Here is a 14,188-nt window from a genome sequence, read left to right as displayed (position 1 = left end):
CCGGCTCCTCATTTAACTAAAGGGCACACCACTCGGCGTGCCCTTCTTGATTCGGGGATGCAATGAATTCTTATTCGTTCTCCATCGTGCTGATATCAATGACAAATCGATACCGGACGTCCGAAGCCAGCACGCGTTCCCAAGCCTCATCAATCCGATTTGCGGAGATGACCTCGATCTCAGGCGTTATGTGGTGTTCAGCGCAGAAATCCAGCATTTCCTGCGTTTCTCGAATGCCGCCGATTGCCGATCCGGCAAACGACCGACGATGCGGGATTAGCGAAAATACTTGAACAGGCAATGCCTCCGGCGGTGCACCGACGTTGACCAAGGTACCGTCCACCGCCAGCAGCGAGAGATAAGCATTCAAATCAATCTTCGCGCTCACCGTATTCACGATGAGATCAAACGTGCCGGCCAACTTGTTAAATGTCTCCGGATCGTTGGTAGCATAATAATGGTCTGCGCCTAACTTCAAACCGTCTTCTTTTTTCTTCAAGGTCTGTGATAAAACCGTGACTTCGGCTCCCATGGCATGAGCCAGCTTTACAGCCATGTGGCCGAGCCCGCCAAGTCCAACCACTGCGATCTTCTTGCCAGGAGCGGCACCCCAATGGCGAAGCGGCGAGTAGGTTGTGATTCCGGCACATAAGAGCGGTGCAGCGGCATCAAGAGCAATGCCGTCGGGAATGCGTACGACGAAATCCTCCGTTACGACGATATGGGAGGAATAGCCTCCTTGTGTATATTGACCATATCTGTCGGTAGCTGCGTAAGTACCCGTATGTCCTTTCAGACAATATTGCTCCTCTCCTCTGCGGCAGCTCTCGCACTCTCCGCAGGAATCAACCATGCAGCCGACGCCTACTCGGTCACCAACCGTGTACTTTGTGACATCCGAGCCAACCCGGGCGACAATGCCGGCGATTTCATGTCCCGGTACGAGAGGATATTGGACCGGCCCCCAATCGCCGCGAGCGGTATGGATATCCGAGTGGCAAATCCCTGCATATTTGATTTCAATGAGCACATCATGCGGCTTAAGATCCCTTCGCTCAATAGTTGTTAGTTGGAACGGACCTTCCGGACCGAACACAGCACGTGCATTAGCATTCATCATGTATAACCTCCAGGTAATCTTATTTTTCTCAACTAGTCCTCTTTAAAAAATGGGGGTAAACAGGCCATTAGCCGTCGTTATCCACAAAAAGCGAATAAACAATTTAAGTTGTTTAATCAACTCATGTCTATTATTATAGGAGATAGATGTTGAAGTTCAATGGTTAAATCAGCGCGATTTGTTGAGATATCAACAAGATCATCAAAAGTGTTCATTATGTTGGGAAGGTCAGGGGGTTAATACAAGATGGCAAAAGTGGATCGTAGAATCCTAAAAACGCAAGAAGCCTTAAGAAAAGCCGTCATTGAATTGATGGCCGGCAAAAACTTCGATGACATAACCATTCAAGACATCGCAGACCAGGCAAATTTGAATCGCGGCACGATTTATCTGCATTATCAGGACAAGTATGATTTATTGAATCAAATCATGGAGGCACACATTCATGAATTAAAAGAGATGGATACATGGGCGTGTGAAATGGAATGGGCGGATGCTCTCGTGCCGTATTTCGAATATTTTGAAAAGAACTATGTGCTTTTTTCAACCATGTTAGCGTCCAAAGGCGCCCCTTCCTCTTTCAGAACGCGGCTGCTTACGTCTTTCATGGAAGGATTCAAAGGTGAGATCGACAAAGAAAGCGGAAAAAACGCCGAATTGCACGAAGATGTGATGCTGCAATATGCCGGGACTGCTTATGTCGGGGTCATTGAATGGTGGATCCGAAACGGAATGCCTTACCCGCCGCAAGTCATGGCCAAACAAGTGGGGACCTTGTTAGCAAGAAGCCTCTAATCGGCGTACGTGTGGCCGGGGCAGCTGATCACGTAATCGAAACGTACGTCAAGTGGGAATGACACGAACGATAGTCCTGAAAATAAAAAAAAGCCGCATTATTAACGCGACTTTCAGAAGGCAAGCCTCTCATCGTTCATCGTATCCTCATGGCTTCTGTACGCATGCAAATCTCTATCAGGCATCACCGATCTACGGAAACGCAGGTTTACAGGTGCTTCTTCGAAGCTGTTATTGTTGCTGGCCTCCCTGATAGACCGTCTCGTCCTGACGTACTTTGCTTCCCGCCGCTTTGGCTAACTCAAGCAGCTTTGCTGCGTCGTCCTGAGGTTTGTATCCGATCAATGCTTCCAGATAATCGATGTTATAATAGTTATCCGTATTAGCGGAGGTTCCGTACAAGTTCAAATACGTTAGTTTGTCATCTGCTTCAATGCAGCAAACGATCAGTTGAAGCATATCGCGTTCCGATATCCAGATATGTCCGGCGCGCTCTGAATGAGGTCGATCGTCTCCAGGGAAGTTGCCGATTCGAATATTAATCGAAGAGATTTTTCCCTGATCTGAATACAGCCGGCCCAACAGTTCGATATAGCATTTGCTGAGTCCGTAAAAGCTATCCGGGCGGTACGGATCGTCTGGCTCTACCTTTTCGTAAACCTTGTAATAACCGGTCGCATGATTGGAGCTGGCAAATATCAAACGCCGCACGCCATTCTTCACGGCTGCCTCAAACAACTTGTACGCGCCGCTCACATTTCCCTCCAGTACCTTACCGAGAAAATCCCCGTTGTCCTTAATCCAGGCAAAATGGAGCACCGTATCGACTCCTTGCGTAAGCTCTGCCAGCCGCGCCTCGTCCACGATGTCCAGCTGCACGATACCCTGCCTATCGTCCGCCTCAATATCCGCACCGATGATGTCATACCGGCTGTCTTTTTGCAGCCCCTTGTAAATTACGTTCCCTATGGTGCCCGCCGCTCCGGTTATCAATAGTTTGCGTTTCATTCGTTTCAAGCCCCTTTCCCACTGATCGTCACGTTTTTCTGTGCTGTTAGTTATTACCCGTTGGGAGAGGGATGTATACGATAAAATTTGGGGTTCCCTCTTGAGGAAAGCGAAAAACGGCTAATGGATCATATCTCTTGGTACCCGTTAATGATCATCAGCTTCTGCTTTGGCAATTACAAAAAGCCGCAAAGATGCGGCTATTGTAATTGTATGTTCTTCTTTAACGCGATTCTGACACACGAGTAATTCTTAGAATTTCTCAGGGAATTGCTTGACAATGCCTTCTGTCAGAATATCCGCTAAATGAATCATGTGGATCTCGTTTTTGTCGGTTGCAGCAATATCCGCTTTCCAATCTCCCTTGATACAGCTAACGACGATTTCCGTAATCAATTGGAGATGCGTATATAACATATCCTGGAGCTCTTTAAACTGCCAGTTCGGATTCGCTGCGCTTAAGAATTTGGCGATATCGTCAGCGTTTCTGTGCCAATCCGCCTCTAATTTGTCCACTTCCGACTGTTTGCCAGCCTTGGCCGCAGCCACGATTTTCACTGCAATCAGAATATGTTCTCTCATTAGATCGGCAAGCTTATTCCCGGCGGCTTCCCCATAGTAAGGTTTGATCACGTTGCCAATGTCCTGCTGGTTTCGCAAAAGCCGGTCCAGAACGTCCTTCTGATCAGGACGATTGGATATGGCACTCACGATATAGCTTCTTGTCCATATCGTATGGTCGATCCAAACCTTCTCCATTTCGCCTTTCAATTGGACTGCTTTGGGACTTATGCAATCCGAATTCTTCTTCTCGCCCACCATGGCTTGCACAGGCGCTACGGCCTGCGTCGTGCTAATTACAAACACTAAGGTTAACGCTAGCAACCATTTGTTTTTCACACGTATCTGCTCCTCTGAATGGTTTGGAATAAAATAGGCTGTATTATTATGATGTAAGGTTCCAATTTTTATTCTGAGGATCATGTTCACGGTGCCATGGTGTTCTGCAAAGCCGCTCAATAAGTAGATTCACCCATGAGATGCTATAATGAGCAATTTATATTTCCTTGATTTTAGTCAGATCTCCGCTGCATAACGTTTCAAGATGGTCAAAAATTTTCCGAGCAGGCCAATCCCACCATTGGATGGCAAGGAGATGGTCGATGAGTTCGTCTTCAAATCTTTTCTTAATAACCCTGCAAGGGTTCCCGCCTGCAATATGATAAGGGGGGACATCTTTTACAACAACCGAATTGGCCGCTATGATGGCTCCGTCGCCAATGTGTACACCGGGCATTACGGTCACGTTTTGACCAATCCACACATCGTTGCCAATGACGGTGTCGCCTTTTAGGGGTAAGTCGGCCAGTGCCGGAGTCGATTTCTCCCAACCGTTGCCCATGATGTTGAATGGATAGGTAGTAACACTGTGCATTCTATGGTTGGCGCCATTCATGACGAATTCAATCCCCTTTGCGATTGCGCAAAACTTCCCGATAATCAGCTTGTCACCAATAAATTCATAGTGGTGCGTGACATGCTCTTCGAATTTTTCGGCACCGTTTAGATCGTCATAATAGGTATAGTCGCCGACAATAATATTGGGACGTGTCACTACGTTTTTAATATAGCAAATACTTTTTATGGCCTCATTCGGGTAGATTGCATTAGGGTCGGGCCCATATGGCATATAGAATCCCTCCTTCGTTTTATATCGATCCTGATGTTGTTCAGCGTCGTGTCTATCTATCCATGAGGTGTCCGATACCAGGAGACGAACTTTTTACATTTTCAATTTCGACGTTTTAATTGTTTATCCTGTTTGAATCTGCATAAAATCACTCAAGCTCGTCCCTCAAAATGAAAACATCCCATTTCCACTTTGGTGAGAATGGGATGTTTATTTGATTTTATCCATGGATGATTTGCCAATTCATTTGCTTTCATTTGTTTTTATATGCTGCTTACTCACGGTTATTTTGTGCCTTGTTAACCCCGGAAGCATAATAACTGATCACGACAATACCCAAGAAAACAATGCCTGTAATCAAGGAAATCCGAGTTTCATCGTTAATCCACATACCGACCAGCACCAAAAGCAAAAAAGCAATCGTCACATAGTTGGTCACCGGGGCGAAAGGCATTTTGAACGGATGATCATCCAAGGCACTCCCCTTGGTTCTTCTGAAATTGATTTGACTGATCAAAATGACGAACCACGGCACCATACCGGGAAGCACGCTGGCGCTGTACACATGCACAAACAGATTTTCCGGTGCGATATAACTTAAAAACACCCCAAGGCCCAACCCCGCGAGTACGCCGATCGTTCCCAGCAGGGGCACGCCGTTACGGGACAGTTTCGTAAATATTTTCGGTGCCTGTCCATTGACTCCTAACGTATAAAGCATGCGTCCTGCGCTAAATATTCCGCTGTTGCAGCCCGACATGGCGGCGGTGATGACAACAAAGTTGATAATTCCGGCTGCCGCAGTAATGCCGACTTTCGCAAACGTGGCAACGAACGGACTGCCGAGGGCTTGCAGCTGATTCCAAGGGTAGACCGTAACAATCACAAAAATCGCGCCGATATAGAAGATCAAAATGCGCCAGATAATGCTTTGCGTCGCGCTCATTAACGTTTTTTGCGGGTTTTTGGCCTCACCTGCCGTAATCCCTATCAGCTCGACGCCTTGATAGGCTCCGATCACTAACGAGAGAGCAAAGAAAAAGCCTGACCATCCGCCGGTAAAAAAGCCTCCATGCTGCCACAAGTTAGAAAATCCGATCGCATTTCCGCCATTGCCTAATCCGAACAAAATCAGACCGAGCCCGGCAACAATCATCAAGACGATGGTTACGATTTTAATCATGGCAAACCAAAACTCGAATTCACCAAACGATTTCACGGAGAACAGGTTGGCTGCACCGAGAATCGCCATGGCGACGAGCCCTGGTATCCAAGCGGGCAAATCCGGAAACCAGTACTTCATGTACGTCCCAACGGCAATGATTTCCGCCATCCCGACGATCACCCATTGGAACCAGTTGCTCCAGGCCGTCACATAGCCCGCCAAGGGATGAATGTACTTATGGCCAAAGGTCGCAAACGATCCCGTGCTCGGTTCGATGTACTGCATTTCCCCCATTGCGCGCATAATGAAGAAAATAAAAATCCCTACAATAGCATACGCAAGCATCACCGATGGACCTGTCCATTTGATCGTGCTTGCCGAACCCATAAATAACCCGACACCGATGGTGCCGCCCAAAGCAATCATCTGAATGTGGCGAGCTTCGAGCCCCCTCTTTAGTTCGTTGTTCTTCATTCCAAGTTTCCCCCTCTGTTACTCTCTTAGCTGTCAATTTGAACAAGAGCAAAATCTAAACGCTAATATGTAAGGCTTGATCCAATTGTAGTATCTTTTTCCTGTGAAAACAATTATATTCATTTGGTAATCCTGCAGCGGAGCCGGAAAAACCCTCCATTTACCCGACAGCCCCGTTCAATCATAATGAACCGATGTCGTTGAATGGAGGGTTCTGTTGTAGGCGTTTCCAATTATTCGGATTGCTCAGGGATGTTACATTCAAACCGGACATTCTCCAGCCACTTGCCTGCAGCGAAATCCCGGCCTCTGACGATTACACGATCTGCATAAACCTCGACGAACAGCCCTTGACTCCCATCTTTATGTTCGTCTTTATCCGTCCATAGGTACGCGACAGAGGATCCGTTAAACATATAAGGCAGTTGTTCCTGACCATCGAACATCGTATGCTGAGCCTCCAGCTCCCAGTGAGTATGGCCCGTGAACAGGATGGCATGCCGGTGTTTAGCCAAAACTTTCTTGAGCGCTTCGTCCTGAGCAACGCCGTACCACCGCTGCGACTCATAAGATCCTGCAACCGTGTCTTTGAGCGGCTGATGCAGGAAGACGAAAGCCGGTTGAACCGGATTCTTGCTCTCGGTTAGCTTAGTATCGAGCCATGTCAGCTGAGTTTCGGACAAGGAAGCAAACAGTTCCAGCCCCTCCTCGGTTCCGAGGAAGATAAAGTGGTACCCATTCACCCAATGATCGTGATAGGGTCCCCTCATCCCCGTGGCATCCAGATAAGCTCCCAAACGTGAAGGCCAATGCCCCAGACCGACATCGTGATTGCCTGCAGCAAAATAACTGACCGGCAATCCTGCGCCATGCTCCCGCCATATTCTGCGAAACTCCGCATATTCCTCCGTACTCCCCTGGTCGGTTAAATCGCCTGCGTGCATAATGCCGTCACTGTCCGGCGCCATTCGTTTAATATCTTCTAGTGCCCTCGCCAAATTACAATTGTAGCTATGTCCAGGGTCCGCCTTCACGTGCGTATCGGTGATAACCTGAAATCGGAGCAGCACGTCCCCCTTCCGGTTTTCTCCATCTTGATTTCGCTTGTTCAAACTACTCAATCCTCCTTCAAAGTGATGTCGAATATGGCCGACGCGTTATCCCGGTGTTCACCGCAACGGTAAAATGCCGTCTAACTAATCATATGCCCAGCATGCCTACGAGTAAGATTCCGATAAAGATAATGCCGGCCGATACGATCCGCAGCCCTCCTTGACCTTCCTTCAGCAGCAATACGCCCAGCAAGGTGCCGAATACGGTTCCAATCTCTCGAAGAGGCGCTATGTATATTAACGGGGACATACTCATGGCAAACAAGAACAACAAATATGAACCTGGAGAAAGGACCGCGCCAACTGCAAGCCATTTTCCATGTTCTCTTATCTCTCTTACCCAGCGGATTTCGCCAAAACGGATAAACGGGGCCAGCCCCAGCATAAATCCGATATTGGATATTTCCAAAAGCAGCGTTGGCGAAAAATGCTGCAGATTCACTTTGTCTACCATCACGTACGCCATTGTGCAAAGCCCCACGGCTGCAGTATAGAAAAGAACCCTGTGAGGGGCATGAAATCTTTGCTTCCTCATAAAGATGCCGCTTGATAGAAAGAAGCCAAATGCAATCAATCCGAGTCCCAGCCATCCCCAGACGGATAACCGCTCGTTCAGGAGAATGACTCCGCAAAGAGGCAACAAGAAAGTGGAAATGCCTCTCATCATCGGGTAGACCTGGGATAGGTCGCCATAGGTTAAGGACTTGGACAAGAAATAGGCATATCCCCCTTGAATGAATACGGACAGGAATAACAAAAGATAACCCGACATGGGTGGATTCGCAGTGACGATTTCGATCATAAAGCCCGGGAGCAGCATAAGCGTGGTGGGGATATAAATCATAAATAAAAACAACTGCTTATTCCCACTCGACTTTGCCAACATATTCCATATTGCATGCGCCATGCCAGAGCCTAGAACCAATAAAACTGCAAGTGAAATTGCTACACCCCCTCTAAAAACACTAGTTTACACACTTTTATGCTTATAAACACACATTTTCACAACTTGATTTTGATCGTATCATGGGATTTTCTTACTGTCAATTGATATGATGAGCAAAAAAAAGAACCTCGTCGAAAGGCTCTTCTTGTTCCTTTGAAATTATTAGCAATCGATGTTGACCCCTGCCTCCCGATATTGTTCAAGGACATCATGCCCTAGCCCGGAGTCCGTCACAATCCGTTCAATCTGATCCAATCCGCAGACCGGTGTGAGCGAAACCGCGTTAAATTTACTGCTGTCTGCAAGCACGATGACCTTGTGTGCCCGGGCCAGCATTTTCTTCTTCAATTGAATCTCGCTTAACCCATAATCCGTCAAGCCTTCGGTCAGGGATATGCCGCTCACGCTCATAAAGAAAAGGTCGGCATGAAACTGAGTGACAAAGGATTCGGCAAAATCGCCGACCACGCAATGTTCCGAGTTACGGACCACCCCACCGACAAAGATGATCGTGAAATGAGGTTTCTCCATAAGTATCGATGCGATCTGAAAGGAATTGGTCAGTATCGTCAATCGATCAAAGCGCGTCATCAAGGCCTTGGCGAATTCGGTATTGGTGGTGCTTACATCCATGAACAAGGATTGCCCTTCTTCCACGTAGCGGAGGGCAATCTGGGCCAACTCCCGTTTCTCTTGAAGCCTCTTCATTTCCCGCACGGTAAAAGGCAGTTCTTTCTGATAGTCCGCTGCCGGCAAGGTTGCCCCGCCATGAACCCTTTTTAAGAAGCCCTCTTGTTCCAGATATTCCAGGTCTCTTCGAATCGTCTCGAAAGAAACTCCGAATTGCGCGATTAAATCCGTTGTCTTGACCGATTGGATTTCGTGAAGCAGTTTCATGATTTGTTGATGCCGATCATGTGCAAGCATTGAATATTCCTCCAATAAACGACTACCGCGTTTGAATTACTAGTACAGAATACCACAAAAACACACAATCTCACATTGTTCTCTGATATTAAGACGTGATAAGAAGCGATTTACACTTGCTGGGGACTGGACATACTAGTTGCAATCTCGAAAAAAGCCGCCATTACATGGCGACTTTTTCGTAAAATATTTAAAAAATCGTATCCGGCACATAGTAAATTTTCTGCGTGTTTTTCTTGTTCTTGGGATCCGTCACGATCGTAAAGTAAACCTTCCCGTTCTTGGTCTGAACGCCCTCGATTTCATGCTTTCCCACATTCGTAATTTTCACCAGGCTCTTGTAGGCGCCCGAGCTGGTCATCATGGCGATCTGCGGGGTTTGGCCTTCGGCACCTCCCGAAGTGTAAATTTTGGAGCTCCCCAGCATATCTGCACCTTGAAACGATCCATTCGGTCTAATAATACGATTGCCGGATTGAGTGAAACTCGCTATGCTCGCTTTTACCGCTGCGGCACTATCCATTCGAACCTGCTTTTTGCTGTCCAGAAGCTTGTTCAGGGCCGCTGTGCTATATATGGACCAGGTGACGGTCTTTTCCTTGGTTTGTACGCGGAAGAACGTATATTTGCTGTTGCCGCCGCCGTCGACCCTATAGGTTGTGCCTAATCGTTTGCCGGTCTTGTTGGCATAATTCATATAGACGAACCGGTCCAGCTTCGTATAATCGACCTTTGATCCCGCCTTATATTTTAGTCTTGCCACTTGGAGGGACCAGAATTGCTTAGTGGAAGAATCGGCTTTGGAACTGAAGTAGAAATAATGTTCCCCTTTGTACGTATACATATCAAGCGTTTGACAATGGCCGGTATTGGTGACGGTCATTTCGTCAACGTACTTCGCGTCTTTCCCGCTAATAAGCAGCCTGGAAAGATAGCATGTACCCTTAGACCGCTGCGTAACGTAAACATACTTGTCTGCAATATATGCTTTTTGAACGGCCACATTGTGCTTAAGCCCTTTAAGATTATAGGCCAGCTTAGCCGAAGCATTCACGGTTTTGCCTGGTGATGCAGCTGCAGCCGGCAGGACCGGCATGATAAGTAAAATAATGGCGAGAACGAACGATGTAAAAATCTTTAAGTTCTTACCGCTGAGAGCAAAGCGCTCCTGAAACATTAAGATACCTCCTTTGACATGATGTCTCACTGGGGTTGATATGAAGCAGGAATTATAGCTGACGACAGCTAATCACAATCCTCCTTTCGGTTTGCGCGTAATCAGCACTTTTCACTGGAATGTGATGGTAAAATAAAGTGCTGTAACTAATGATTACCCTTTTTTTAAAATAAATCAATATCATCAAGTTCCGAAACATGAAAAAAAGCCGCTGTATTTAGCGACTTTTATTGATCACTTCGTCTTGTAAGAAGCAACATTATAAAGGAAATCATGATCATGGATGCTGTCCACGCCCATGCCATCGTCGTATTGCCCGCATCAACCGCAACGAATATGGCTGTAGGAATGGTCTGTGTTTTGCCCGGAATATTGCCTGCTATCATTAACGTCGCCCCGAATTCACCAAGTCCACGAGCAAATCCAAGAATATAGGCAGTTACCAACGAGCGATAAGTCAAAGGAAGCGTTATATACCTGAAGACCTGCCATTCGTTAGCTCCGTTTGATCGAGCTGCTTCCTCGACATCCCGTTGGACAGAAGAAAATCCCACCTTCATCGTTTGGTAGACGAGCGGGAAGGCTACGACGACCGAAGCGATCACGGCAGCCCACCAAGTAAAAATGACGGGCGCGTCAAAGAGCCATTCTATCCATTGCCCAAACCAGCTTTTTCGACCAAGTATGACCAACAGTACAAAACCAACCACGGTTGGCGGAAGAACTAAAGGGAGCATAAAGGCGGTCTCAAGAACCGTTTTCCCTTTAAAGGATTTGTGTGACATCCACCAGGCAGCAGCCACTCCAAGCAGGACAACCGTTAGGCTGGACAATACGGAAACCTGTAGCGACAGTTTAATCGGTAACCAGAATTCGTTCCAATTCATATTGGCCCTAATCAATTCGGAACGGAAAATCCGTACTTCACAAAGACGTCCAGCGCTTCTTGAGTCTGCAAATAAGTGTAGAAATCCTCAGCCTCTTTTCGATGTTTCGTTGCCTTTACGATTCCAATCGGATATTCAACAGGCGTGTATGTTGCGGGATCCACAGCAAATGCAACCTTCACTTTGTCAGAGGTTAATGCGTCCGTTTTATACACAAACCCGACATCCGCATTACCCGTTTCTACATATTGAAGAACTTGACGTACGTCTTTACCTTGTACGATCTTGGATTGGAGCGAATCCCAGAAGTTCGTTTTTGTAAGGGCCTCTTTAGCGTAGCTTCCCGCAGGCACACTTTCTGGAATGCCAATGGCAATGTTCTTTAGTTCGGACTTGGACAAGTCGGCAAAGCTTGCAACCGGTACTTGTCCATCCGCAGACACGACAGCCACCAACTCATTGCTAAGTACATTTTTTTGTTGATTTGCATCAATCAGTTGTTTATCCACGAGCGCTTCCATGTTCTTGGCTGCGGCTGACAGGAACAAGTCGGCTGGTGCTCCCTGCTCAATCTGCTGCTGCAATGCGCCGGATGCGCCAAAATTAAAATTTAATGTGATATTTGGATTCTTCGTTTTATAATCCTCCTGGATTTCCTTTAGAGCATCTGTCATGCTTGCTGCCGCAGATACGGTCAATTCAACCGTCTCCGCTGCTGCCAAAGTTGGCGTACTCTTATCCGCAGCTTGAGAATCGATATGATCTTTTGCTGCCGTACCGCAACCCGCCATTACTAATATCATGGATAATACAAGAGATAAAACCACGCTAATCTTTGCCGGTTTAATCATGGGTCCCCTCCAAAAAACTATATTTAGTTATATTCAAGCATAAACATTATACTGTCATGCATAATTCTTTGTAAACCAAATATATCTATTTATATCTAATTCTATGATATCTATATAATCCTGAAAGGGGAGAAATCAGGAGAATCGTTTGAATTCATTCAATTGTGTTATAATTAGCCTCAAATGTTAAACCATTTATACAGTTAACCGGGAGGAACATGATATGTCCAATGACATGTCTTATACAACGGAGGAAATTGCCAAGCTCTTAAAAATATCCAAACTTACCGTGTATGATCTAATCAAAAAAGGGGAGCTGCCCTCTTATCGGGTCGGCAAACAAATGCGGGTGGATGCTGCTGACCTGGAGGCCTACAAACAAAGAACGAGAACGGTTCCGGTATCCAACCAACCTGTTGAGGCGCTTTCGCCTTCACCTATCCAACCGCCTACATTCACCAGTGGGAATCGCCCGATCGTCATTACTGGTCATGACATTAGCCTAGACATTTTGGCCAAACATATGGAACAAACAATCCCCGCCATTCGGCCCTTGCGTTCATTTGTCGGCAGCCTCGACAGCTTAATCTCTATGTACAGAGGCGAGTCGGATATCGTCAGCACGCACCTCTTGGACGGAGATACAGGAGAGTACAATCTTCCATATATTCGAAAGCTGCTCGTTGGTTCTTCCTATGTGGTCGTCAATCTTCTTTCCAGAAATGCAGGGTTATATGTCCAGCCGGGGAACCCCTTCGGTCTTAAAAGGTGGTCTGATTTAGACCGTTCCGGGCTGCGATTCGTGAATCGCGAGAAGGGATCAGGCGCCCGCGTGTTGCTCGACGAACAGCTCCGCCTTCACGGAATCAATCCGCAGCAGCTTTCCGGCTATGATCATATACAGACCAATCATCTCGGTGTGGCGACGAAAGTTGCTACCGGTGAAGCCGATGTTGGCGTAGGCATTGAGAAAGCAGCCTCAATAATCGGTCAAATTGATTTTATTCCTTTGATTCAGGAGCGTTATGATCTTGTGATACTTAAAACCACGTGGAGTCAGACTTGGATTCCCGCCCTTTTGCAAATTCTGCAATCGGACACCTTCCAAAAGGAGCTGCGTTCGATTCCGGGGTTTGATGTATCCCGTACGGGAGAAGTCCTGTTTGAGACTTGAGCACGGCAGCAATTTGCATGCTTATAAATAAAAGCCGCATACGATGCGGCTTTTATCGTCTTCATTTACTTATTGTCCTACACCATTCAGAAGTGTCAGGGTTATCTAACAAATCCGTAAATTACTTCTGCACGATCTGAATAAGGTTCCCGCAGGTATCGTCAAAGACAGCTATTGTGAGTTCGCCCATTTTTGTCGGTTCCATCGTAAACTTCACGCCTTTTTCCCTTAACCGCTCGTACTCTTTGCGAATATCTTCAACGCCAAACATGGTTGCCGGGATGCCTTCGGCAAAGATCTTCTTTTGATACTCCTTTGCGGCAGGATGCTCGTTCGGTTCGAGCAAAAGCTCGGTACCGTCTTGAACATCGGGCGAAACAAGCGTTATCCACCTGAATTCTCCGACAGGAACATCTTCCTTTTTAACAAATCCGAGCTTCTCTGAATAAAACTCCAGCGCCCTGTCTTGATCCTGCACGAATATACTGGTTACAATGATTTTCATGATTTTATGGCCTCCTCCAGCATTATAAAATTAAAAATTACTCTATCCATCCTTTCAGCAAATTCTTCAGTGGTTCGTTGTTAAAGATAATGACTCGATATTTCCCCTTACGCTTGGTTATGACGAGTCCGGCATCTTCCAATGCAGCAAGATGTTTAGCTATCGCTTGCCGCGAAATGGAAAGGTTGTGCTTCATGATGAGACGTACCGTAAGTTCATACAACGTCAGCTCATTGCTTTCGGATAGTTCGTCTAACATAAGCCGCCGTGTTGGATCGCCAAGAGCTTTGAATATTGCGTCTTTGTCCCACTTCATAGTCCGATTATAAGCAACCCCAGGGTTGCTTGTCAACAATA

The 14,188-nt window shown here is 46.7% G+C and carries 15 protein-coding genes; 2 read left to right on the top strand and 13 right to left on the bottom strand.

Annotation, left to right across the window (positions count from 1 at the left end):
* Window positions 1-70 precede the first annotated feature (70 nt).
* Window positions 71-1,120: an NAD(P)-dependent alcohol dehydrogenase gene (locus JNUCC32_RS08540; RefSeq protein WP_192571663.1), complete on the bottom strand. Its 1,050-nt coding sequence runs from the start codon at window positions 1,118-1,120 to the stop codon at window positions 71-73.
* Between the two features lie 246 nt (window positions 1,121-1,366).
* Here JNUCC32_RS08540 and JNUCC32_RS08535 point away from each other — a divergent pair, with 246 nt between their 5' ends.
* Window positions 1,367-1,915, top strand: coding sequence for a TetR/AcrR family transcriptional regulator (locus JNUCC32_RS08535; protein ID WP_192571662.1), 549 nt, complete (start codon window positions 1,367-1,369; stop codon window positions 1,913-1,915).
* A gap of 231 nt (window positions 1,916-2,146) precedes the next feature.
* Here JNUCC32_RS08535 and JNUCC32_RS08530 read toward each other — a convergent pair whose 3' ends face one another.
* From JNUCC32_RS08530 to modA, 10 genes are all read right to left on the bottom strand, one after another.
* A complete protein-coding gene (locus tag JNUCC32_RS08530; RefSeq protein ID WP_192571661.1) occupies window positions 2,147-2,923 on the bottom strand; it encodes an NAD-dependent epimerase/dehydratase family protein in 777 nt (258 codons plus the stop codon).
* Window positions 2,924-3,175: 252 nt separating this feature from the next.
* Window positions 3,176-3,823 carry a glycosyltransferase gene (locus JNUCC32_RS08525; RefSeq protein ID WP_192571660.1) on the bottom strand — a complete coding sequence of 216 codons (648 nt, stop codon included), beginning with the start codon at window positions 3,821-3,823 and terminating at the stop codon, window positions 3,176-3,178.
* A gap of 157 nt (window positions 3,824-3,980) precedes the next feature.
* Complete coding sequence (locus JNUCC32_RS08520) at window positions 3,981-4,613, bottom strand: Vat family streptogramin A O-acetyltransferase (protein WP_192571659.1); 633 nt, start codon at window positions 4,611-4,613, stop codon at window positions 3,981-3,983.
* A gap of 274 nt (window positions 4,614-4,887) precedes the next feature.
* The gene (locus JNUCC32_RS08515) at window positions 4,888-6,252 is read right to left on the bottom strand and encodes an amino acid permease (RefSeq protein WP_192571658.1); all 1,365 of its coding nucleotides are present in this window, start codon (window positions 6,250-6,252) and stop codon (window positions 4,888-4,890) included.
* A 233-nt stretch (window positions 6,253-6,485) separates the two neighbouring features.
* The gene (locus JNUCC32_RS08510; protein ID WP_192571657.1) at window positions 6,486-7,364 is read right to left on the bottom strand and encodes a metallophosphoesterase family protein; all 879 of its coding nucleotides are present in this window, start codon (window positions 7,362-7,364) and stop codon (window positions 6,486-6,488) included.
* 88 nt (window positions 7,365-7,452) lie between these two features.
* Complete coding sequence (locus JNUCC32_RS08505; protein ID WP_267132976.1) at window positions 7,453-8,250, bottom strand: DMT family transporter; 798 nt, start codon at window positions 8,248-8,250, stop codon at window positions 7,453-7,455.
* A gap of 222 nt (window positions 8,251-8,472) precedes the next feature.
* A complete protein-coding gene (locus JNUCC32_RS08500; RefSeq protein WP_036660720.1) occupies window positions 8,473-9,237 on the bottom strand; it encodes a DeoR/GlpR family DNA-binding transcription regulator in 765 nt (254 codons plus the stop codon).
* A gap of 190 nt (window positions 9,238-9,427) precedes the next feature.
* A complete protein-coding gene (locus tag JNUCC32_RS08495) occupies window positions 9,428-10,414 on the bottom strand; it encodes a helveticin J family class III bacteriocin (RefSeq protein WP_096774000.1) in 987 nt (328 codons plus the stop codon).
* A gap of 227 nt (window positions 10,415-10,641) precedes the next feature.
* Window positions 10,642-11,301 (bottom strand): molybdate ABC transporter permease subunit, encoded by a 660-nt coding sequence (gene modB, locus JNUCC32_RS08490; protein WP_192571655.1) that lies wholly within the window; start codon window positions 11,299-11,301, stop codon window positions 10,642-10,644.
* 11 nt (window positions 11,302-11,312) lie between these two features.
* Window positions 11,313-12,152, bottom strand: coding sequence for a molybdate ABC transporter substrate-binding protein (gene modA / locus JNUCC32_RS08485; protein ID WP_192571654.1), 840 nt, complete (start codon window positions 12,150-12,152; stop codon window positions 11,313-11,315).
* 223 nt (window positions 12,153-12,375) lie between these two features.
* Between modA and JNUCC32_RS08480 the strand changes: the two genes are divergently transcribed.
* On the top strand, window positions 12,376-13,326 hold the full coding sequence (locus JNUCC32_RS08480; RefSeq protein WP_192571653.1) for a substrate-binding domain-containing protein: 951 nt from the start codon (window positions 12,376-12,378) through the stop codon (window positions 13,324-13,326).
* A gap of 121 nt (window positions 13,327-13,447) precedes the next feature.
* Here the strand turns inward: JNUCC32_RS08480 and JNUCC32_RS08475 are convergent, their stop codons facing one another.
* Window positions 13,448-13,831: a VOC family protein gene (locus tag JNUCC32_RS08475; protein ID WP_036660724.1), complete on the bottom strand. Its 384-nt coding sequence runs from the start codon at window positions 13,829-13,831 to the stop codon at window positions 13,448-13,450.
* Window positions 13,832-13,868: 37 nt separating this feature from the next.
* Window positions 13,869-14,147, bottom strand: coding sequence for an ArsR/SmtB family transcription factor (locus JNUCC32_RS08470; RefSeq protein WP_192572625.1), 279 nt, complete (start codon window positions 14,145-14,147; stop codon window positions 13,869-13,871).
* Window positions 14,148-14,188 lie beyond the last annotated feature (41 nt).

Source organism: Paenibacillus sp. JNUCC32, assembly GCF_014863545.1.
GTDB classification, from domain to species: domain Bacteria; phylum Bacillota; class Bacilli; order Paenibacillales; family Paenibacillaceae; genus Paenibacillus_AQ; species Paenibacillus_AQ lautus_A.
This window is presented reverse-complemented; position numbering and strand designations above follow the sequence as displayed.